The 22,379-nt window shown below is 70.4% G+C and carries 16 protein-coding genes and 2 tRNA genes; 7 read left to right on the plus strand and 11 right to left on the minus strand.

Annotation, left to right across the window (positions count from 1 at the left end; genetic code table 11):
- Positions 1-71 precede the first annotated feature (71 nt).
- Complete coding sequence (gene rpsB / locus FM125_RS03570) at positions 72-926, minus strand: 30S ribosomal protein S2 (protein WP_087133653.1); 855 nt, start codon at positions 924-926, stop codon at positions 72-74.
- 407 nt (positions 927-1,333) lie between these two features.
- Here rpsB and FM125_RS03575 point away from each other — a divergent pair, with 407 nt between their 5' ends.
- Complete coding sequence (locus FM125_RS03575) at positions 1,334-2,044, plus strand: M23 family metallopeptidase (protein WP_167635515.1); 711 nt, start codon at positions 1,334-1,336, stop codon at positions 2,042-2,044.
- Here FM125_RS03575 and FM125_RS03580 read toward each other — a convergent pair.
- Entirely contained in the window at positions 2,020-3,219 is a 1,200-nt protein-coding gene (locus FM125_RS03580; protein WP_227718895.1) for a glycosyltransferase, read from the minus strand. The two genes, FM125_RS03575 and FM125_RS03580, sit on opposite strands and share 25 nt — an antisense overlap.
- Positions 3,220-3,516: 297 nt before the next feature.
- On the opposite strand from FM125_RS03580, the gene FM125_RS03585 reads away from it, so the two are divergent.
- Positions 3,517-4,419, plus strand: coding sequence for a C40 family peptidase (locus FM125_RS03585; RefSeq protein ID WP_087133654.1), 903 nt, complete (start codon positions 3,517-3,519; stop codon positions 4,417-4,419).
- A gap of 196 nt (positions 4,420-4,615) precedes the next feature.
- Here FM125_RS03585 and FM125_RS03590 read toward each other — a convergent pair.
- From FM125_RS03590 to FM125_RS03620, 7 genes are all read right to left on the minus strand, one after another.
- Positions 4,616-4,689, minus strand: a tRNA-Ile gene (locus FM125_RS03590).
- A 41-nt stretch (positions 4,690-4,730) separates the two neighbouring features.
- Positions 4,731-5,906 (minus strand): glycosyltransferase, encoded by a 1,176-nt coding sequence (locus FM125_RS03595; protein WP_087133670.1) that lies wholly within the window; start codon positions 5,904-5,906, stop codon positions 4,731-4,733.
- A gap of 41 nt (positions 5,907-5,947) precedes the next feature.
- The gene (locus FM125_RS03600; RefSeq protein WP_070638475.1) at positions 5,948-6,736 is read right to left on the minus strand and encodes a CDP-alcohol phosphatidyltransferase family protein; all 789 of its coding nucleotides are present in this window, start codon (positions 6,734-6,736) and stop codon (positions 5,948-5,950) included.
- Positions 6,737-6,961: 225 nt separating this feature from the next.
- On the minus strand, positions 6,962-7,852 hold the full coding sequence (locus FM125_RS03605; protein ID WP_070638478.1) for a phage holin family protein: 891 nt from the start codon (positions 7,850-7,852) through the stop codon (positions 6,962-6,964).
- 250 nt (positions 7,853-8,102) lie between these two features.
- On the minus strand, positions 8,103-9,080 hold the full coding sequence (gene glsA / locus FM125_RS03610) for a glutaminase A (protein WP_087133655.1): 978 nt from the start codon (positions 9,078-9,080) through the stop codon (positions 8,103-8,105).
- Positions 9,081-9,296: 216 nt separating this feature from the next.
- Positions 9,297-10,934: an AbgT family transporter gene (locus FM125_RS03615; protein WP_083315233.1), complete on the minus strand. Its 1,638-nt coding sequence runs from the start codon at positions 10,932-10,934 to the stop codon at positions 9,297-9,299.
- Positions 10,935-11,152: 218 nt separating this feature from the next.
- The gene (locus FM125_RS03620) at positions 11,153-12,088 is read right to left on the minus strand and encodes an SDR family oxidoreductase (protein ID WP_087133656.1); all 936 of its coding nucleotides are present in this window, start codon (positions 12,086-12,088) and stop codon (positions 11,153-11,155) included.
- Positions 12,089-12,432: 344 nt separating this feature from the next.
- On the opposite strand from FM125_RS03620, the gene FM125_RS03625 reads away from it, so the two are divergent.
- The 4 genes from FM125_RS03625 to FM125_RS03640 all read left to right on the plus strand — a co-directional run bounded on the left by FM125_RS03625 (position 12,433) and on the right by FM125_RS03640 (position 18,660).
- On the plus strand, positions 12,433-12,834 hold the full coding sequence (locus FM125_RS03625) for a DUF998 domain-containing protein (RefSeq protein WP_281251966.1): 402 nt from the start codon (positions 12,433-12,435) through the stop codon (positions 12,832-12,834).
- A gap of 536 nt (positions 12,835-13,370) precedes the next feature.
- Positions 13,371-15,494, plus strand: coding sequence for a choline BCCT transporter BetT (gene betT / locus FM125_RS03630; RefSeq protein WP_087133658.1), 2,124 nt, complete (start codon positions 13,371-13,373; stop codon positions 15,492-15,494).
- Positions 15,495-15,508: 14 nt separating this feature from the next.
- On the plus strand, positions 15,509-16,996 hold the full coding sequence (locus tag FM125_RS03635) for an aldehyde dehydrogenase family protein (protein WP_087133659.1): 1,488 nt from the start codon (positions 15,509-15,511) through the stop codon (positions 16,994-16,996).
- A gap of 68 nt (positions 16,997-17,064) precedes the next feature.
- Positions 17,065-18,660: a GMC family oxidoreductase gene (locus FM125_RS03640; protein WP_087133660.1), complete on the plus strand. Its 1,596-nt coding sequence runs from the start codon at positions 17,065-17,067 to the stop codon at positions 18,658-18,660.
- 593 nt (positions 18,661-19,253) lie between these two features.
- Here the strand turns inward: FM125_RS03640 and FM125_RS03645 are convergent.
- Positions 19,254-19,325: transfer RNA gene (locus FM125_RS03645), tRNA-Asn, on the minus strand.
- A gap of 198 nt (positions 19,326-19,523) precedes the next feature.
- Between FM125_RS03645 and FM125_RS03650 the strand changes: the two genes are divergently transcribed.
- Positions 19,524-20,189, plus strand: coding sequence for a PepSY domain-containing protein (locus FM125_RS03650; RefSeq protein ID WP_087133661.1), 666 nt, complete (start codon positions 19,524-19,526; stop codon positions 20,187-20,189).
- A gap of 206 nt (positions 20,190-20,395) precedes the next feature.
- Here FM125_RS03650 and dnaG read toward each other — a convergent pair whose 3' ends face one another.
- Positions 20,396-22,309 carry a DNA primase gene (gene dnaG, locus FM125_RS03655; RefSeq protein ID WP_087133662.1) on the minus strand — a complete coding sequence of 638 codons (1,914 nt, stop codon included), beginning with the start codon at positions 22,307-22,309 and terminating at the stop codon, positions 20,396-20,398.
- Positions 22,310-22,379 lie beyond the last annotated feature (70 nt).

Raw genomic sequence — 22,379 nt, forward strand, 5'->3', positions numbered from 1 at the left:
GGTTGCGGGATGCTGATGTCTGGGGTCCACCCCGGCGGGTGCGGCTGGGCGCCCGCCGGGGCGGTCCGGGGTCACTCGCCCTTGGCGGCGTCCTCGGAGGCGGCCGGAGCGGCGGCCTCAGCGGCCTCACCCTCGGTCTGCTCGGCCTCGGCGGCCTTCTCGGCGTTGTGCTGCTCGAGCAGCTCGCGCTCCCACTCGGCCATCGGCTCGGCGGAGGCGTCGCCGCCCTTGCCGGAGCGGGCCCTCAGGCCGTCGGCGACGGCGTCGGCGACCACGCGGGTCAGCAGGGCGACGGAGCGGATCGCGTCGTCGTTGCCCGGGATCGGGTAGGTGACCTCGTCCGGGTCGCAGTTGGTGTCGAGGATGGCGACCACCGGGATGCCCAGCTTCTGGGCCTCGTCCACGGCGAGGTGCTCCTTCTTGGTGTCCACGACCCACACGGCGGAGGGGGTCTTGGACATGTTGCGGATGCCGCCCAGGTTGGCCTCGAGCTTCTGCAGCTCGCGGGAGAGCAGGAGGAGCTCCTTCTTGGTGTGGCCCGAGCCGGCCACGTCCTCGAAGTCGATCTCCTCGAGCTCCTTCATGCGCTGCACGCGCTTGGAGACGGTCTGGAAGTTGGTGAGCATGCCGCCCAGCCAGCGGTGGTTCACGTACGGCATGCCGACGCGGTTGGCCTGCTCGGCGATGGCCTCCTGGGCCTGCTTCTTGGTGCCGACGAACAGGATGGTGCCACCGTGCTTGACGGTCTGCTTGACGAACTCGTAGGCACGGTCGATGTAGGTCAGCGACTGCTGGAGGTCGATGATGTAGATGCCGTTGCGCTCGGTGAAGATGAAGCGCTTCATCTTGGGGTTCCAGCGGCGGGTCTGGTGGCCGAAGTGGACACCGGAGTCGAGGAGCTGGCGCATGGTCACGACGGACGACATGTCGAATCCCTTCTGTGGCGGCCGTAGGACCCCGCGCGTCTGTGCGCAGGCGGCTGCCGATCGTTGTTTCACGGTTCTTCGACCGCCCGGCCGGGCGGTCCCTGACACCACGACGGCGGTGCCGCCGGACCGCCGCCGAAACCCGTCCGTGGGGACGGGACCGTCGGTGGGGTCTGCCGCTGTGGGACCGGGGCCCCGCAGCCGCACCGTGGTGTGCGTAGTCGATGACGTCGCCTCCCGTTTCCGGGCACAGCACACGTCACCGCTGTGACCATCGTACCCCAGCCCGCCCGGCACCTCTTCCGCCCGCTCGTCCCCTCCTGCACAGCGGACCGGTTGCCCGGTTCCCTCCACAGTTCGCTTCTCGACGACGGCACCGGCCTCCGTCTTCTGCGCACCCTGGCCCCATGGGAACGTCACTCACCGCTTCGCCCCGCCCGAGCAGGCGGGCGCCCTTCCGCCGCCCCGGCCTGCGCCGCCCGGCGACGGTGCTGCTGCTGACCGTGCTGCTCGGCGCCGCACCGGCCGGTGCCGGCCCACCGGCGGCGTCGTCCGCTGCAGGCACCGCCGCCTCCGCACCCGACCCCACACCGATCCCGGCGGGGCTGCGCTGGTCCTCCCCCGCGCCCGGCGCGGGTGCCGGAGACCTGCTGCGCGCCTTCGACGCCCCCGAACAGCCCTGGGATCCCGGTCACCGCGGCGTGGACCTGCGGCTGCGCGGGGACGTCGTGCTGGCTCCGGCGGACGGGACGGTCCGGCACGTCGGCATGGTGGCGGGGCGGCCGGTGCTGTCGATCGACCACGGACAGGAGGTGGTGAGCTCGATGGAGCCGGTGGTGGCCGTCGTCGGGAAGGGGGAGACGGTGACGGCGGGACAGCCGGTCGGCCGGCTGGACCCGGCGGCGGAGCACTGCGCCGAGCCGTGCGTGCACCTGGGCGTGCGCGTGCTGGACGGCTGGCTGGTGGGCCGCACGCTGCGGGATCGCTATCTGGACCCGGCGCTGCTGCTGGGGCTGTCCGGCCCCTCGGTGCTGTGGCCGCTCGGCGAGGACGGCGGCGCCGGGAGGGAGGACGATGCCGGTGAGGACGGGGCTCAGCCGCGGCGGGAGCGGGACTGAGCGCGTTCATCGGCGACGGACTCCACTGCCGCGAGCAGCCGCGCCGCCGAGTCCTCCCAGCGGTAGCGGGCGGCACGCCCCACGGCGGCCCGCGAGGCCGCGGCCCAGGCGCCGGGCGCGGTGAGGGTGCGGACCTGCGCGGCGAAGGCGGCGGGACGGTCGCCGTCGAGCGGAACCGGGAGGAAGGCGGGCTCGGCTCCCCCGGCGACTTCGCGGAAGATCGGCATGTCCGAGCCGATCACCGGAGTGCCGTGGGACATCGCCTCGGCCACGGGCAGGCCGTAGCCCTCGGCCCGGGACAGGGTCACCAGCGCCGTGGCCTCGCGGAGCAGGGCGATGTACTCCTCGTCGGTGACGCCGTTGTGGAAGACCACCTCACCGGAGGTTCCGGCCCCCGCGCCGTGCGCTCCGGTCGCTGTCCCGGCCCCCGTCTCGGCGCGCCGCCGCGCCAGCAGCGCCTCCAGCTCCGCCCGGCGTTCGGCCGGCACCGTCGAGAGCAGATGCAGCGTGTACCCCGGCAGCAGCGGCATCGCGGCCACGAGCGAGTCCACGTCCTTGTAGTCCATGAAGGAGCCCATGTAGACGAGCGAGCGGGCCGGCGCCGCGTCCGGGTTCCGGGGCTCGGCCACCGGCTGCGGCGCATTGGGCACCACGTCCACGGGGCGTCGCGTCAGCGCGTGCTCGGCGATCAGCCCGGCCGTGGTCTGAGAGACGGTGGCCACGCGGTCCGCGCGGTTGAGCAGCAGCCGCTGCGGTCCGTAGCCGAGGTGGTAGAGCCGCCACAGCCAGCGCACCGGCTCGGGCAGGTTCCGCGGCGGGGTGCGGTGCTCGTAGTAGATGAGGTCGTGGAGCGTGAGGATCAGCCCGTAGCGGCGGCCGGCGGAGCCCATCGTCTGCATCGGGGAGAACACCACGTCCGGACGCAGCCGGTTCACCTGCACGGGAAGCGTCGGTTCGAGGGGCGAGGTGGGCCCGGTGGCGCGGTGCCACGGGACGCCGGCCGGCAGCAGGCGCAGCTGCGCCTCGTCACTGACCAGCATGTGCATCTGAACACGGCCGGCCCACTCCCCCGCAGTCGTCAGCCGGTGCACGGCCGCGATGAGACTGGCGCCGTAGCGCGAGATGCCGTCATGGAAGTCGGTGCGCGTGTAGCGGGCGTCCATCAGCAGGCGCAGGGGGCGGTCTGTCACGGTGCCCACGCTACCGGCCGGATCGCGCCGGCAGGGCAGCGGCCCGCCCCGCGCGACACGCCAGAGACACCCGTCACAGCAATAGTTGCGTTTAGATAACGAACATGTATATTCGATAACGATGCGGACATCGTCCGGATCCCGGACCTTCCCCGTCCGCTCCCGCGGCTCCCGGCCTCACCACACCGATTCACTCTCGTACCGGCCACCCCTGGGCACCTTCCTGCCGGAAAGCCCTGGCGGCTCCATGCCACCTGCCGGTCCCCGACTGGAAGATTCGCTATGTCTGAGACCCAGAAGCACCCACGCACCGCTCGCCGCGGTCGTCGTCCCCTCGTCGCCTCCCTGGCCCTGTCCCTGGGCGCCGGCACCGTCGTCGGTGCAGGCGCCGTCTCCACCGCCACCGAGGCCGTCGCAGCCCCGGCGACCTACACCGTCAAGGCCGGCGACAGCTGGTGGCGCATCGCCCACAACCACGGCATGGACATGTACGACCTCGCCGCCATGAACGGCAAGACCATCGACGCCACCATCTACGTCGGCGACGTCCTCAAGGTCAGCAACGGCAGCTCGGCCCCTGCCCCGGCTCCGGCCCCTGCCCCTGCCCCGTCCACCGGCACCTACACCGTGAAGGCCGGCGACAGCTGGTGGCGCGTCGCGAACAACCACGGCATGGACATGTATGCCCTGGCCTCGCTGAACGGCAAGACCATCAACAGCCCGATGTACGTGGGCGACGTCCTGAAGGTCTCGGGCTCCTCCTCCGCCCCTGCCCCGGCTCCGGCCCCTGCCCCGGCCCCGGCCCCGTCCTCCAAGACCGCCGCGGTCAAGCACATCGTCTCCAAGGTCAACGACCCGAGCACCTACTACCAGTGGGGCGGCAACGGCCCGTACGGCTACGACTGCTCCGCCCTGGTCCGCGAGGCCATGGCCAAGTCCGGCTTCTCCCTGCCGCGGGTCTCCCACGACCAGTACCGGAACGCCAAGTCCTTCGTGCCGAAGTCCCAAGCCCAGCCCGGCGACCTGTTCTTCTGGCGCAACTCCTCCACCGGCCGCGTCTACCACGTGGCGATGTACATCGGCGACGGCAAGATGGCCCACGCCCTGAATCCGCACCGCGGCCTCATGATCACCTCGGTGGACTACATGCCGACCAACATGCTCTCGGTGGCCGGCCGCTACTGAGCCGCAGACACGCGCCGGCCCCCTCGGGTGACGGCGTCCACGGCCCAGGCCCGACGACGGTCCGGCACCTTCCGCACGGAAGGTGCCGGACCGTCGTCGTCTGCGGTGCCGCGGCCCCCGGTTCGGCGGGCCTGAGAGGTCGGTCATGGCTGCGGCCCCCGTGCCGGCGTGGACCGGACCGAAGGCCACAGAGAGGTAGGGCGTACGGGACTTGAACCCGTGACCAAGGGATTATGAGTCCCCTGCTCTGACCGACTGAGCTAACGCCCCGCGCGCGTGGCACGCGTCGGTCAAGTCTAGCGAGGAGTCGCTCAGAGCCGCGCCCGGACCTCGGCCGGTGTGGCCCCGCGGTAGAGCGCCTCGAAGATGTCCACGGTCTTCTGCGCCGAATGACGCAGGGCCTTGGCGTGGGAGGCCTCGCCCATCCGGACGCGTTCCTCGGGACTCGCGCCGAGAACCCGGGCCAGCTTCTCGGCGAGGTCCTCGTGATCGCCGGGGACGAAGAGGTAGCCGTTCACGCCGTCGTCCGCCAGGTGCGGCAGGGCCAGCGCGTCGGCCAGCACCACTGGCTTGGAGGCGCTCATCGCCTCCAGGGACACCAGCGACTGCAGTTCGGCGGTGCCGGGCTGGCAGAACACGTCTGCCCGCAGGTAGGCGGTGTGCAGCTCCTCCTCGGTGACGTGGCCGCGCATCGCCACACGGTCCTCGATGCCGAGCTCGGCCACGAGCTCGCGGAGGACGTCGCGCTGCTCGCCGTCGCCGACGATCTCTGCGTGCACGTCCAGCTCCGGGCGGGTGTCCTTCAGGTGCGCGACGGCTCGCAGCAGCACGTCGATGTTCTTCTCCACGGCCAGGCGGCCGACGAACAGGACGGTGGGGTGCGCGTGCGGGGTGATGACCTCGCCGGCGGCCTGCTCGTACTTGAAGGCGTCGATGCCGTTGGACACCGGCAGCACGTTCTGCAGCCCGGCCCGCTCGGCCATGGCGCGCGCGGCCAGGGCGGTGGGGGTGGTGACCACGGCGCCCTTGCCCATCAGGCGGCCCATCTGCCACCAGGAGTAGCGGGAGTAGCGGTCCAGGAACCACTGCGGGAACGGCAGGAACGGCTCGAGGTTCTCCGGCATGAAGTGGTTGGTGGAGATCGTGCGGACACGGCGGCGCTCGGCCTCGGTGATCGCGGCGGCGCCGATCATGTAGTGGCAGTGCACATGCACCACGTCCGGCTGTACCTCGGCCATGATGCGGCGCATCGCGCGGCGGGCCAGGGGCGGGAACACCAGCCGGTAGTACTCGTGCGTGGGCGGCCGCCAGGACTTCAGGCGGTGCACGGTGGCCTCGGGGCGGTGCTCCACGAAGTCCGGGCCGTCGTCGTTGCGGGCGGCCACCACGTGCACGTCGTGGCCACGCTCGTGCAGCGCCGTGGCGAGGCGGAAGCAGAAGGTTGCGGCGCCGTTGACGTCCGGCGGATAGGTGTCCGCCGCGATCATCACGGTGAGGGGACGGGCGTCATGCGCCTGCGGGGCGTCGGTCACGAGGACGGTGCTCCTGGGTGGTGGGTGGTCTTGGGGCCTCTCCCCCCGTCGCCGGCGCCCCGTGGACACCGGCCCTCAGGAGGCTCAGACCGGCTCAGCCTAGCAACGCGGACGGCGCCGGAGGCCTCGCGCCGTTCCGCCGACTGCTCGGACCAGGCGGTCCGGTCCCGCGGATCGATCCCGCGGGCCCGTAACTCGGCGGCCTTGGCCCGGAACCGGCGGAGGTAGTCCGCGGCGGCGAGCATGTGGGCGATCGCACCGAGGGAGAGCAGCCACAGGCCGGCACTGCCCCAGGCGGTGTCCGTTAGGCCCGGCACGTTACCCAGCAGAAGCACGGGTGCGGCCACGAGCAGCAGGGCGGTACGGACCTTGCCGAGGACGGAGACGTCCAGCTCGGGGCTGCCGCGGAACAGCGCCAGGGACACCGTGCTCAGCACGAGGTCCGGCACCACGATCGCCCAGACGATCCAGTCCGGGGCCACGCCGGTGAGCACCAGGGTGGCGGCCACGATGATCATGGACAGCCGGTCCGCCAGCGGATCCAGCCACGTGCCGGTGGTGGAGATCATGTCCCACCGGCGGGCCACGAACCCGTCCACCCAGTCCGTGCTGGACAGGGCCGCCAGCACCCAGAACGCGGCCAGGTACTGCTCGGTGGCGGTGAGCCAGACGAACACCGGGATCAGCGCGAACCGGGCCAGGGTGATGACGTTCGGCAGGGTCCAGAAGGTGTCCCGGACGGTGTACTCGTACCCCTCGCGGAGGCCGACATCGATCACGCGCATACGGGGCTCCTTCGGGGCGGCACAGGCGGGGACTGCGGGGGCCGGACCAGTCTACCGGCGTCTGTGGCCTGCACAGGCCTCGGGCGAGGCCACGTGGCCGGACGGTGGCATGTCGCCGTGGGTCGGACGTCCTCACCACCGCTTCCCCCGCCCGCGCACAGCACGGCGCCCCGCCCCTCGGTGAGGGACGGGGCGCCGTGGACGGGCAGTCGGCGTGCGGCCGGATCAGCCCTTGCGCTTCTTGCCGAGCATGGAGCCCAGGACGGCGAAGGCGGTGCCGGAGACACCGAGCAGGGCCAGCGGCTGCCACCGCTCCTTCACGTAGTCCTCGGCCGCACCGGCCTTCTCGCCGGCGCGGGCGGCGCCGGAGTACGGGGCGGTGACGTCGGTGGAGCCGGCGGACTCCGGGGTGGCGCCGCGGCCCTTGCGCTGGGCGGCGAACGCGTTCATCTGGCCCTTGACGGAGGCGCGCTCGCCCAGGCCGGAGCGGATGTCCGCCAGGTGGCGGCGGCGCAGCTCGGCGCGGCGGCGGATCTCGTCCTCGGAGGCGGTCTCCTTCTCCGGGTACGGGGCGGCCTCGCCGTTCTTGACCGCCTTTTTGTTCTCTTCCTTCTCGAGCTTCTTGCGCTCGGCCTCACGCTGCTTCTCGATGCGCTTCTGCTCGGCCCGCTCGGCCTTCACGCGGTCGTACTCGGCCGGGTCGAAGGCGTTGCCCTCCTTGAGGTAGCCGAGGTCGTACTCGATGTTGCGGACGGTCTCGGCCGGGATGAGCGGCATGGCGCCCTTGATCATCAGACCGCCGACGGCGGCGAGGATGATGCCGAGCAGCAGGAACGCGGCGGCCACCATGAGGGCAGGGAACCAGAACGACGGGTTCGCGAAGGCGCCGATCAGGGTGACGATCAGGGACACCAGCATGCAGAACAGCATGAACAGGCCCGCGAGGATCAGACCGGCGGCGACGCCGACTTTCACACCCTTGGACTTGGCCTGGTTCAGGGCGAGGGTGAGCTCGTCCTTGATCTGCAGGGGCAGCAGGCGGATCAGGGCCGCGAGCAGGTCGGACAGCGAGCTCGCGCGGGTCTGCGCAGAGACGGGGATTGCCGTGGGGGCCATCAGTGGGTGCCTTCCTGGGTCGGCGTGGTCGTTTCGGGTTGCGCAGGTGCGTCAGGGCGCGCCACTGCACAGCGATGTCGGCTCCACGCTAGCACTGTGCCTCCACCCAGGGCATGAGCCGAAGATCGGCCATCCACGTGTGTCCTGTCACGACGACTGCCCCTCGCTTTCTCCTCCTCACCCGGCCGAGCGGACGGGTGGGTCAGGGCATGAGGCGGGGGCCGCCGTCGGGACACGGGTGTCCGGGGTGTCAGGACCCGTCGCCGGCGGCCTCGCGCAGGCCGGCCATGGCGTCGCGGTGGCGCAGCACGTGCAGGTCCCAGTCCGCGGAGAGCGCCTCGAACACGCCGATGCCGCGCACCGACGTGCCCTGCTCATCCAGGCGCGGGGACCAGCTGGCGATGCCGAGGGCGCCCGGGACCGCACCGAGCAGCGCACCCGAGACGCCGGACTTGGCCGGGATGCCGACCTCCGCCATCCACTGCCCGGAGGCGTTGTACATCCCGCAGGAGAGCATCACGGACATCACCTGCTGGCAGACCCACTCCGCCAGCACGCGCCGGCCGGTCACCGGGTTCACGCCGCCTGAGGCCAGGGTGGCGCCCATGGTGGCCAGCTGCTCCACGGTGACCTCCACCGAGCACTGGCCGAGGTAGCCGCGGACCACCTCGTGTGCGTCGTCCGGGAGCATCTGCGAAGCAGCGAGCATGTGGGCCAGGCCCAGGTTTTGGTGGGCACGGGCGGTCTCGGCGTCCCAGACGTCCTCGGAGATCGTCAGGTCCGTCCCGGCCAGCTGCGAGTAGCGGTCCAGCAGGAGCTCGAGGCGGGCGTCCTCGTCGTCCCCGGGGATCAGCCCGTGGGTCATGATCGCGCCGACGTTGATCAGCGGGTTGTACGGGCGGCCGTCCGAGTGGAGGGACAGCTCGTTGAACGCCATCCCGGAAGGCTCCACGCCCACACGCTCGAGCACGGCGTCCATGCCGCGCTCCTGCAGGGCCACCGCGTAGGTGAGCGCCTTGGACACGGACTGCAGCGCGAACGCCTGCTGCGTGTCGCCCTCGGAGACGGCCACGCCGTCCGTGGTGCACACGGCCACGGCGAAGCCGTCCACCGGACGGTCCTCCACGTCCTCGAGGTACTCCGACGGGGCCCCGTTGCGATCCTCCTTGACCGTGGAGATCAGGCGGGCCAGCTGCTCGGAGACACGGCTGGGGTTCGTGGTCTTCATGTCAGTCACCCTGCCACAGGGCCCCTGAGAGCGTCGCCCCGAGTCGAGTGGGCAGCTGTTCCACGGAATCGAGCGACATCGTGGAACAGCTGCCCACTCGACCCCTGCCAGAGGACGGGGAGGAACGACGACGGCCGCCCGCCTTCGGTGCGGAAGGCGGGCGGCCGACGTCGGGAAGCAGGTCAGGCGGCCCCGTCAGGAGGCGCCGTCAGTGCCTCACGGGGTGTAGGTGACCGGAGCGTTCGGACCCAGCGGCAGGTCCAGCCAGTACCAGCCCATGGTCATCATGCTCCAGGTGACCAGGAAGGCGATCGAGTACGGGAGCATCGTGGCGATCAGGGAGCCGATGCCCATCTTCTTGTCGTACTTCTGGGCCACGGCGATGATCAGCGCGAAGTAGGTCATCAGCGGAGACAGGATGTTCGTGGACGAGTCGGCCACGCGGTAGGCCGCCTGGGTGAACTCGGGCGAGATGCCCAGCTGCATCATGATCGGCACCATGATCGGCGCGAGCATGGCCCACTTCGCCGAGGCGGAGCCCACGAAGAGGTTCACGACCGAGACGAACGCGATGAACGCGACCACCAGCGGGATACCGGTCAGGTTGATCGACTCCAGGAACTGCGAGCCCAGCACGGACAGCAGCAGGCCCAGCTTCGACTCGTTGAAGTAGGCGATGAACTGGCCGGCGGTGAACGCCAGCACCAGGAACACGGCCATGCCGGCGAGGGTCTGGGAGAGCTGGTCCACCACGTCGGTGTCGTTGCGGATGACCTTGGTGACGATGCCGTACACCAGGCCCGGGACGAAGAACGCGATGATGATGACCACCACGAGCGAGTCCATGAACGGGGACTGGACCACGCCGCCGTCCTCGCCGCGCAGCAGGCCCCACTCCGGGACGATCAGCAGGGCCAGCAGCGCCACGGTGACCACGCCGGAGACGGTGGCCCAGACGAGGCCCTTCTTCTCCACGGCGGAGAGCTGGACGTCCTCGTCCTCGATGCGACCCTCGCCCTTCCACGGGCCCAGGCGCGGCTCCACGATGAACTGGGAGACCAGGGTGCCGACGATGGTCAGCAGGAAGGTGGAGGCGATGATGAACCAGTAGTTCATGGCCAGGTTCATGCCGTCCGCGTAGGCGCCGTCCACGGTGGCGGCGGCCTCGATGGTCAGCTCACCGAGCATCACGTCCGTGCCGGAGAGCAGCAGGTTCGCCGAGAAGCCTGCGGAGACGCCGGCGAAGGCGGCGGCCAGGCCGGCCAGCGGGTGACGTCCGACGGCCATGAACAGGATCGCGGCCAGCGGCGGGAGCACCACGTAGCCGGCGTCCGAGGCCACGGAGGACATCACACCGGCGAACACGATGCCCGCGGTGATGAGGAACTTCGGCACGGACAGGATGAACTGGCGCAGCACCGTGCCGATCAGGCCGGACTGCTCAGCCATGCCGATGCCCAGCATGGTGGCGAGCACGACGCCCAGCGGGGCGAAGCCCACGAAGTTGTCCACGGCGGAGGAGAACATCCACTGGACGCCCTCCGGGGACAGCAGGTTGAAGACCTCGATCTGGCCACCCTCCACCGGATCCTCGGCCGTGACGCCGAGCGTGGAGAACAGCCAGGACAGCAGGACCACCAGCACCGCGAGCGCGGCGAACAGGGTGGCCGGGTGGGGCAGGGCGTTGCCGGCCTTCTCGACGAAGTCGAGCGCCCGGTTGCCGATGCCGCCCCGACGCGGACGGTCGGGGGCGTTCTGGTCGGAAGCGTGGGTGGCGGAGCCGTCCTGGGTGGTGACGGTCTCCGCGGCGTCGGCGGCGGTGGTGCCGCGCGAGCCAGCCGAGTCAGCGGCCATGTGCAGAGTCCCTTCGGGAGTGCGGTCGGATGACAGGGCACCGCCCGGCCCCTCTCCCCCGCGCTGGTGGGCGGGTGGGAAGGGCCGGGCGGAGCGCAAACTCGTCCACCGTAGCGGCCGGTGTGAAGGATGTCATCTCACGGTGAGGGATCCGTCACAGGCTGCGGTGGGGACTGCTGCGGGGCGGGCCGGGTGAGGCGGCCTGGCGATGCGACCGGTCACGGGGTGGGGGTGCCGCCGTTCGCGTTGAGGGTGTCCCCGTTGACATAGCTGGACTCGCCGCTGGCGAGGAACACGTAGGCCGGCGCCATCTCGATGGGCTGGCCGGCACGGCCCAGCGGGGAATCGTGGCCGAACTCGGGCAGGCGCTCCTTGGGCTGGCCGTCGCAGACCTGCAGGACGGTCCACACCGGGCCGGGGGCGACGGCGTTGACGCGGATGCCGCGCGGGCCGACGGCCTGGGCCAGGCCCTTCGTGTAGTTGTTGATGGCGGCCTTGGTGGCGGCGTAGTCCAGGATCAGCGGGTTCGGGTTGTATGCCTGCACCGAGGTGGTGTTGATGATCGCCGAGCCGGGGCCCATGTGCTTCAGGGCAGCACGGGAGAGCGTGAACATGGCGAGCACGTTGATCTGGAAGGTGGTGGCGACCTGCTCGTCGGTGAGCTCCTCCGGGGTGTCGGCCACGAGCTGCTTGCCGGCATTGTTCACGAGGATGTCCAGCCCGCCGAGCTGTTCGGCGGCGGCGTCCACGAGGCCGGCGGTGTAGTCGGTGTCCGTGAGGTCGCCGGGCAGGGCGACGGCCCTCCGGCCAGCCTCCTCGATCGCGGCGATCACCCGGTCAGCGTCCGGCTGCTCGTCCGGCAGGTAGGCGATGGCCACGTCCGCGCCCTCGCGGGCGTAGGCGATGGCCACGGCGGCGCCGATGCCGGAGTCGCCGCCGGTGATCAGCGCCTTGCGGCCCTCGAGCCGGCCCAGGCCGGTATAGGAGTCCAGGCCGATGTCCGGGACCGGATCGGTCTTCACGTCCAGGCCCGGCTCGGGCTGGTGCTGCTCCGGGGCGTGATGCCGCGGGTGGCGGGCGCGCGGGTCGTCGCCCTCCCACTGGCGGGCGGTGGAGGCGGTCGCGGGCGTGCCTGCAGGCTTCGGATTCGTCATGAGTGCGACGCTACGGGACGGTGACGGGGGTCTGACAAGGGCGGATGGCCTGTGGAATCACGACGACGCCCCTCGCCTGCCAGCCCTCGTCACCGTGGAGTGGGGTGTCGATCCGGGGACGGTGGGGTGTTGGCCCGGGACGATGGGCCGTGGGTCCGGGACGATGGGCCGTGGGTCCGGGACGATGGGCCGTGGGTAGGGGACGATGGGCCGTGGGTCCAGCCCCGGGCCATCAATAGGGTTCTGCACAGGAGGCTTCCCGGCGGCGTTGGAGGTGAAGCAGAGGACGAGGCCCCCTGCCGGGACACAGACGATGCAGGCGCCGAGGACCAACGGAGGAACTGCTGTGTGCAGCCGCGGGACGGGAACCGCAGTCAAGATCGGCGCCGCCGGGGCGGGCCCGCACGGTGGGAGTCGTCCTGTGGGTGCTGGTCGGGCTGGCCTGCATGGGCTCGGCGGTCCCGTTGGATGTGGACCTTTCCCTGCACACCCTGCTGTCCCTGCCGATGGTCCTGCAGGGGCCAGCGGTGTGGTTCACGGCCGCCGGACTGCGAGAGCGGATGCCTCGGCTCGCCGCCGTCGGGCGCGTGATCGCCGTGGTGGCGGTCGTCGCTTCACTCACGATGCTGGCCGTCAGCGTGTCCGGCTGGTTCATCGGGCTCTGGCAGCGGCTGTCCGTGTGGCCGGGCTACCTGTGGCTCGGCGCCGCGGGCTGGGCACTGTTCACCGTTGGGTCCTCGACGTGACGCAGGTAGGCGTTCACAGCCGCCCAGAGAAGCATCGTAGAAGCAGCCATGGAGAAAGCGACAGCCTTCTGATCGAAAAGCAGTTCACAATCCACCCAGAACATCCCAAACTCAACGACATGCCCTCTTATGGGACCCTTCCGCGATCAACAAGTATCCGAAAGTGCCGACTCTGGGCGGTTTCGGCGCTTGAAAATTTCAGCCTTCTTCCACCACGGGGCCAGGTTCCGTCGGCCGATCAGGTGGGGCGGAAGCATGCGCAATCGGCCGTTGGGGGCGGTAGTGAGGCGAGAGACATGAGCGGGCTTTCCTTTCGGATGTGTTGTGTTGAGGAATTCTCATCCTGTGACAGGGACCGGCTCGTCTCACTTCAGCCCGTACCTCGTGGCAAGAACCGCATGACCCACAACAGCTAGGCTGATCGGGCCCCCACCCCGACGAGAGGAAGCACACCTGTGTCCGCCGAACAGAGGACGACAGCCGAGAGCGCAGGGCCACCGGGTCCCCCCGACACCGCAGGAGCCTCCCACTCCCCCGTGAACTGGCCGGTGTTCGTCGGCACGGCGGGCATCGTGGTCGGCTTCGCCCTCTGGGCCATGTTCCTGCCCGCCCAGGCAGACTCCGTGATCTCAGCCACGGTGAGCTGGATCGCCGAGAGCTTCGGCTGGTACTACGTGCTCACGGCGGGCCTCGTCGTCGTCTTCGTGATCGTCGTGGCGCTCAGCCGTCTGGGACGGGTGCGGCTCGGACCGGACCACGCCGTCCCGCAGTTCAACCTGTTCTCCTGGTCGGCCATGCTCTTCGCTGCGGGCATCGGTGTGGACCTGATGTTCTTCGCCACCTCCGGCCCGGCCACCAACCTGCTCACCCCACCGGACCTGCCGCCCATGTCCGACGAGGCCGCCCGCATGGCCCCGCTGTGGACGATCTTCCACTACGGCATCCCCGGGTGGGCCATGTACGCCCTGATGGGCATGGCCTTCGGGCTGTTCGCCTACCGCTACCACCTGCCCCTGAGCATCCGGTCGGCCATCGCACCCATCTTCGGCCGCCGCGTGCACGGCCCGGTCGGCCACGCCGCGGAGATCGGCGCCACCGTCGGCACGATCTTCGGCATCGCCGTCTCCCTCGGCATCGGCGTCGTCTTCCTGAACGCCGGCCTCGCCCTGATCCTGGATGTGCCGGTGAGCACCGGCGTGCAGGTCGCCCTCATGGCCCTGGCGGTGGGCATCACCATCGTCTCCACCGTCTCCGGAGTGGACAAGGGCATCCGCCGTCTCTCCGAGCTGAACGTCTTCCTCGCCGTCGTCATCCTGGCCTGGGTGCTGTTCACCGGCCGCACCACGGACCTGCTCAACGCTCTGGTGCAGAACATCGGTGACTTCTTCGCCGGGTTCCCCGCGATGCTCATGCGCACCTTCGCCTACACCGACGGCCCGGCGGCCTACCCGGCGGAGCAGTGGATGTCCGACTGGACTCTGTTCTTCTGGGCCTGGTGGATCGCCTGGGCACCGTTCGTGTCCCTGTTCCTGGCCCGCATCTCCCGCGGCCGCACCCTGCGCGAATTCGTCACGGGCGTGCTTCTGATCCCCTTCGCGTTCATCCTGCTGTGGGTGTCCATCATGGGCAACGCCGCCATCGGCTTCTTCCGCAGCGGGGACCAGGCCCTGTTGGAGGAGGCCGTGAGCTCCCCTGAGGCAGGCTTCTTCAGCCTCCTGGAGAAGTACCCCGGCTCCATGTTCCTGATCGGCCTGGCCGTGCTCACCGGCCTGTTCTTCTACGTGACCAGTGCCGACTCCGGCTCGCTCATCATGGCGAACATGACCTCCAAGGGCTCGGTCGAGGACTCCGACGGCGCCCCCTGGCTGCGCATCACGTGGGCGGTGATCACCGGCCTGCTGACGCTGTCCATGCTGTTCATCGACGGGGTCTACACCCTGCAGAAGGCCACCGTGATCGTGGGCCTGCCGCTCTCGGTGCTGCTGTATCTGGTGATGATCAGCCTGTGGCGGGTGCTGCACTCCGAGTCCCTGGCCATGGACTCGCGCACCGCGGCCCTGCCCTCCGTCCTCGCCGGCCAGGCCCGCGGCTCCGGCAGCCGCGCCACCTGGCGCCAACGCCTGGCCCGGCGGATGAACTTCGCCACGGCCCGCCAGGCCGCCGCCTACATCGAGCGCGAGGTCGGCCCCGCCCTGGAGGAGGTGGCCGCCGAGCTGCGCGGCCACGACGCCGACGCCGCCGTCACCCACGGCGTCCACCCCGAGTCCGGGGTGCCCTGGGTGGACCTCACCGTCACCTTCGAGGGCCAGGAGGACTTCAAGTACCAGGTCTACCCCGTGGCCTACCCGGTGCCGAGCTTTGCCGGCAGCCTCAGCGTCGCCCAGGACACTTACTTCCAGCTCGAGGTGTTCTCCGCGAAGGGCTCGCGCGGCAGGGACGTACTCGGCTACAGCCGCGAGCAGCTGTGCGCCAACGTCCTGGACGACTACGAGGCCCACCTGACCTTCCTCGCCATGACGGGCGAGGACTCCCACCTCGCCGAACGCCTCGAGTCCGAGGTGCCGGATGAGTGGGGTGACGCCGACCGCTCGACCGCCACGGACGCCATGCCGGCCGTGGACACCGCCCCCGCCTCCCCGACCGATCCCACCCGCCCGTGAGGAGCACCATCCCCATGACCACCGATCCCACCGCCACCCAGTTCATCGACGGCGCCTGGGTGTCGTCCTCGGACGGCGGCACCCGCACCATCCACTGCCCCGCCGACGGCTCCGAGGTCGGCGTCGTCGCCGAGGGCACCCGCGAGGACGCCCTCGCCGCGATCGCCGCCGCCCGCCGCGCGTTCGACAGCGGCGTCTGGTCCTCCACCCCCGCCGCCGAGCGCGGCGACCTGCTCCTCCGCCTGGCCGACCACATCCTGGAGCACCGGGACGAGTTCGCCCGCGCCGAGGCCCTGGACACCGGCAAGCGCCTCGTGGAGGCCGAGGGCGACATGGCGGACATCGCCGCCTGCTTCCGCTACTTCGGCAAGATCGCGGACCAGAACCCCGGCCGCCTCGTGGACGCCGGCGACCCGACCGTCCTGTCCCGCGTGGTCACCGAGCCGGTGGGCGTGTGCGGCATGATCACCCCCTGGAACTTCCCGCTGCTGCAGGCCGCCTGGAAGATCGCCCCGGCCCTGGCCGCCGGCTGCACCTTCGTGCTCAAGCCCGCCGAGCAGACCCCCCACACCGCCATCCTCACGATGCGCGCACTGGAGTCGCTGGGCCTGCCGGCCGGCGTCGCGAACCTGGTGCTGGGCCCCGGCGCCACCGTGGGCGAGCCGCTCTCCTCCCACCCGGACGTGGACCTGGTCTCCTTCACGGGCGGGCTGGCCACGGGCAAGACCATCGCCCAGGCCGCCGCCGGCACCGTGAAGAAGGTCGCCCTCGAGCTGGGCGGGAAGAACCCCAACGTGATCTTCCCCGACGCCCACTACGAGGCGGCCCTGGACAACGCCCTCAACGCCGCGTTCACCGACTCGGGCCTGGTGTGCTCGGCCGGCACGCGCCTGATCGTCCACGAGTCGATCGCCGAGCGCTTCGTGGACGACCTCGTCGAGCGCGCCGGGCACATCGTGATGGGCGGCCCCTTCGACGAGCGCGCCGAGACCGGCCCGCTGATCTCCGCGGCCCACCGGGACAAGGTGACGGACTACGTCCGCCGCGGCGTCGAGGCCGGCGCACGCCTGCGCGTGGGCGGGCACTGGGGCGGCGAAGAGCACAAGGACGGCTTCTTCTACGCCCCCACCGTGTTGGACCGCTGCGACCGGGACAACCCCGCCGTCATCGAGGAGGGTTTCGGCCCGGTGATCACCGTAGAGACGTTCTCCACCGAGGCCGAGGCCATCGAGATCGCCAACCACACCGAGTACGGCCTCGCCGGGGCCGTGTGGAGCTCCGACGCCGGCACCTGCCAGCGCGTCTCCCGCGCCCTGCGCCACGGCACCGTGTGGATCAACGACTACCACCCCTACCTCCCCCAGGCCGAGTGGGGCGGCTTCAAGGCCTCCGGCATCGGCCGCGAGCTCGGCCCCACCGGGCTGGGCGAGTACGTGGAGCACAAGCACATCTACCAGAACACCGAGCCCGCGGTGACCGGCTGGTTCGCCGACCGCCGCTGAGCCCCCTCCCCGTGGGCGCGGGGCCAGACCCCGCGCCCACCCGTGACCACCGAAAGGACCCCCGGATCGTGACCACCACCGTCCCCGACGCCTCGACCCCGCGGCCCGACACGCCCGTCTACGACTACATCGTGGTCGGCGGCGGCTCCTCCGGCGCCGCCCTCGCGGCCCGCCTGTCCGAGGACCCCCAGATCAGCGTCGCCCTGCTGGAGGCCGGCCCCACCGACGTGGACCTGGACGAGGTCCTCGAGCTGCGACGCTGGCCCGAGCTGCTCGAGTCCGGCCTGGACTGGGACTACCCCATCGAGCCGCAGGAGAACGGAAACTCCTTCATGCGCCACTCCCGGGCCAAGGTGCTCGGCGGCTGCTCCTCCCACAACTCCTGCATCGCGTTCTGGCCTCCCCGCGAGGACCTGGACCAGTGGGAGGCGATGGGCGCCACCGGCTGGGGCGCCGAGCACACCCTGCCGCTGGTGAAGAAGCTCGAGAACAACCGGGCCGAGGGCGATCACCACGGCCATGACGGCCCCGTCGAGCTGATGGACGTGCCCGCCGAGGACCCGGCCGGCGTCGCCCTGCTCGAGGCCGCCGCCGAGGCCGGCATCCCGACGACGACGTTCAACACCGGCGAGACCGTCGTGAAGGGAGCCAACTGGTTCCAGATCAACCGCAAGCAGGACGGCACCCGCGCGTCGTCGTCGGTGTCCTACCTCCACCCGATCCTGGACCGCGAGAACCTGGACATCCTCACAGACCACTGGGTGAGCGAGGTGCTCTTCGACGACGACCGCCGCGCCTACGGTGTCCGTCACGTCGCGGACCGGCACGGACGGCAGGCCGAGATCCACGCCCGCGCCGAGGTCATCCTCTCCGCCGGGGCGATCGACACGCCCAAGCTGCTGATGCTCTCCGGGATCGGCCCGGCCGAGCACCTGGCCGAGCACCGCCTCGATGTGCGCGTGGACGCCCCCGGCGTCGGCTCCAACCTGCAGGACCACCCCGAGGCGGTCATCTCCTGGGAGTCCAAGCAGCCGATGTACCGCGACGCCATGCAGTACTGGGAGATCGGGATCTTCTCCCCGACCAAGGAGGGGCTGGACCGCCCCGACCTGATGATGCACTACGGCTCCGTGCCGTTCGATATGCACACCTACCGTCAGGGGTACCCGACGGCGGACGAGACGTTCTGCCTCACCCCCAATGTCACCCACGCCAAGTCCCGCGGCACCGTGCGCCTGCGCTCCAACGACTACCGGGACAAGCCGGCCGTGGACCCGCGCTACTTCACCGACCCGGAGGGCCATGACATGGCCGTCGCGGTGGCCGGCATCCGGCTGGCCCGGGAGATCGTCTCCCAGCCGGCCATGTCAGCGTGGGCGGGGCGTGAGCTGGCCCCGGGCGTGGACGTGCAGACCGATGAGGAGATCGCCGACTACGTGCGCCGCACCCACAACACCGTGTACCACCCGGTGGGCTCGGTGCGCATGGGTGCCGACGACGACGCCATGAGCCCCCTTGACGCCCGCCTGCGTGTCAAGGGCGTGACGGGTCTGCGCGTGGCCGACGCCTCCGTGATGCCCGAGCACGTGACCGTGAACCCCAACATCACGTGCTTCATGATCGGTGAGAAGGCGGCGCAGCTGATTCTGGCCGATCGCGCCTGACCACCACACGGATGCGGCGGGCCCCCAGTGGGGCCCGCCGCATCCGTGTCCGGGGGCCGGGTCCTGCTTGCGCTCGGCACCGACGGCGAGCGTGCGCTCCCCGCACCACGTCGATGGGGGCCGGGTCGACGCCGGGCAGGCGGATCCTGTGACGCGGTCCACCCCGGCAGGTCACCTCTGTGGTGAAGTCTGCGGCCCGGTCGTTGCCCCGGTCGTCCGTGTTCACCGCCTTCTCGTCCCCAACGCCTCGGTGGACGCCAGACGGGTGAGCAAGACGATGGCCGAGTGCAGAAACGTGCGCCCCCACCGGTGTCCCGTCCCTCGCAGTGCCCCTACGGCGACTGTGACAGGGACACGCTCGTCTCACTTCCGCCTGGCCTCGTGGCAACAACCTCATGACCCACAACAGCTAACAGCAGCGCTCGACGACTCACACCGGCTTCGCCCGCAGCTGGCTGATGTTGGGAGCGGGCCCCATTGCGGAGATCTTCGACATCACCATCACGGAACTCCTTTGCCCCAGCATCCTCCAGGCACGACGAAGCCCCCACACCGAGCTCGTCGGTGCAGGGGCTTCGGAAGCTTCTGCTCTGCTCCCCCGACTGGATTCGAACCAGTAACCCTTCGATTAACAGTCGAATGCTCTGCCGTTGAGCTACGGGGGAATGTCTCCCAGGCGACCGCCAGGTCATCTGGGCAACGAAGACTACCCTACAAGCCCTCCCGTACACATGCCAAATCGGCGTGATCGCGGGCTTCGGGTTCCCCAGCGCAACGTGCTCACACTGTTCTCATGATCGTCCCGTTTCATGAAACACAAGATCGACGGACGATCTGCCCCGGATTGGAAAGCGAGTCACACCATGGAGAAGACCCTCACCCAGAAGCTCACCCTCACCGGCACCGGCATCCTGGCCGTGCTCGCCCTCTCTGCCTGCGGCGCTTCCGGCGACTCCGAGGCCGGCGACTCGATCGAGCTGCAGGACAACCAGTCCTCCGCGGCTCCTGCCCAGGCCGACTCCTCGGGCGACGCCGATGACGACGCCTCAGACAACGCCGATGACAAGGACGACTCCTCCTCGGCCGCCTCGGCCGCCTCGAGTTCCTCCGCCGGTTCCTCCGTCGCCGGCACCGATCCGGCCTTCGACGCGATCGACGCTGTGAAGGGCACGGCCGCCGACGCGATCGTGATCTCCCTGGACCGCGATGACGACGACACCATGTGGGACGTCGAGGCCGTGGAGGGCGAGGAGACCGTGGAGTACGACGTCACCCAGGACGGCGAGGTCACCGAGACCGAGCGTGAGACGGACAAGGACGACGCGGACAAGGCCAACCGCGCCGAGGTCTCCATCGGCGACGCCATCACCACCGCCCTCGAGGGCCGCGACGGCCAGACCGTGGACGATGTGGAACTGGACGAGGAGGACGGCACCCTTGTGTGGGAAATCGACTTCGACGACGCCGACGGCAACGATGCCGACGAAGTCTACGTGGACGCCGTCACCGGCGACATCGTGAACGGCTGATCCTCCTCAGGACGCCTTTCGCCTGTGCGCGGTCCGGTGCCTTCCGGCAGGAAGGTGCCGGACCGTCGTCGTTCTGGGTGACTGGGTGACGTCAGCGGCGCGAACCCGACGCTCGCCCGAACGAAAGCGTCGCGGGACTCGACCGCTTCCCGAACGAAAGGCCCGCCGAACCCAACCGTTTCCCGAACGAAAACGCCGGCCGGGGGTCAGTCGTCGCTGCGGAGAGCGCGGCGGCGCGCCTCGAGCTCCATGAGCTCCGTGTTGAGGCGGGAGAACTCGGCGGGGTCTCCGCCGGCGCCGAGGCGCTGCAGCTGGCCGAGCAGCTCGGCCTTGCGGTGCTGGATCTGCAGGCCGAACAGGCGGTTCATGATGTCTCGGCAGTAGCGGACCACGTCGGCCTCCGTGCGGGCGGGGATGTCCCGCACGGCGAGCGCGGAGACCACGCCGCGGACCTCGGGCGGGACGTGGTCGCTGATGGACTCGACCCACACCTGCGGAGTCGCTCCCCCGGTGGCGGCGGTCATGATGCCGCGGTGCACGGCGGCGTACTGGGGCACGGTGAAGCGGGCCTCGTAGAACGCCTGCCACTGTTCGGCCGAGAGCAGGGTGGGGTGCTGCAGGACCACCTCGAGGGACTCGCGTTCGCGCCGGGCGACCGGGTCGCGCGGGTCCACGCGGACGATCTGCACCTGAGGCCGTGGTGCAGCGTTTCCCGACGCCGGCCCCTCGCCTCCTCCTGCCGGCTCGCCTCGGCCTGGGGCGTTCTCCTGGCGCGGGGCGGGCCCGGGCGCCTGCCGCCGGGAGGCCTGGGCGACGGCCCGGTGGACGGCGTTGGGGTCCAGGCCGAGCCAGCCGGCGAGCTCGCGCTCGTAGCCGGGGCGGAGGACGGAGTCCTTGATGCCGGCCACGATCGGCGCGGCGTGACGCAGCGCGCCGGCACGGCCCTCGACCGTGTCCAGGTCATAGTCCTTGAGGCCGGAGCGGATGGCGAACTCGAACAGGGGCCGCCGGGAGCTGATCAGAGCGCGGACGGCCTCGTCGCCCTTGTGCCGGCGCAGGTCGCAGGGGTCCATGCCGGAGGGCTCGACGGCCACGTAGGTCTTGGCGAGGAAGCGGTGGTCCTCCTCGAACGCCTTGAGGGCGGCCTTCTGCCCGGCCTCGTCGCCGTCGAAGGTGAAGATGACCTCGCCGCCGGTGCCGTCGTCCGAGATCAGGCGGCGGACGATCTTGATGTGCTCGGTGCCGAAGGCGGTGCCACAGGTGGCCACGGCGGTGCCGATGCCGGCCAGGTGCGCGGCCATCACGTCCGTGTACCCCTCCACCACCACGAGCTGGCGCTGCTTGGCGATGGTCCGCTTGGCGAAGTCGATGCCGTAGAGCACCTGGGACTTCTTGTAGAGCGCGGTCTCGGGGGTGTTGAGGTACTTGGGCCCGGGGTCGTCCTCGTAGAGCTTGCGGGCGCCGAAGCCGATGGTGTTGCCGGTCATGTCCCGGATGGGCCAGACGAGGCGGCCGCGGAAGCGGTCGTACAGGCCGCGCTGACCTTCGGAGAACAGGCCGGTGGCACGCAGCTCCTCGTCCCGGAAGCCGCGCTTGCGCAGGGCGTCGAGGAGGTGGGACCAGCCCTGCGGGGCGTAGCCGAGGCCGAACTGCTGGGCGTGCTCGGCGGTGAAGCCGCGCTCGGTGAGGAAGTCGCGGGCGGACTGGGCCTCCGCGGAGCCGAGGGCCTTCACGAACAGCTCGTCGGCGATCTTGTTGGCCTCGATCAGCCGGCGCCGGCGGCCCACCTCGGCCTTGTCCGGGCCGGTGCCGCCGTCCTCGTAGTGCAGTTCCACGCCCACGCGGGCGGCCAGGCGCTCCACGGTCTCGGTGAAGGTGGTGTGCTCCAGCTCCATGAGGAAGCTGATGACGTCCCCGTGCTCGCCGCAGCCGAAGCAGTGGTAGGTGCCGACGGCGGGGCGGATGTGGAAGGAGGGCGTCCGCTCGTCGTGGAACGGGCAGAGGCCCTTGAACGAGCCGACGCCGGCCGAGCGCAGCGTCACGTACTCCTCCACGATGGCCTTCAGGTCGGCGCGCTCACGGACGAGGTCGATGTCCTTCCGCACGATCAGCCCAGCCATGCCCACCATCCTAGGTGTACTCGGCCATGACGTTGGTGACAGATAGACGTTGACGATGAAAAGAACCTCC

The sequence above is a fragment of the Micrococcus lylae genome (genome assembly GCF_900163825.1).
Taxonomy (GTDB): Bacteria; Actinomycetota; Actinomycetes; order Actinomycetales; family Micrococcaceae; genus Micrococcus; species Micrococcus lylae.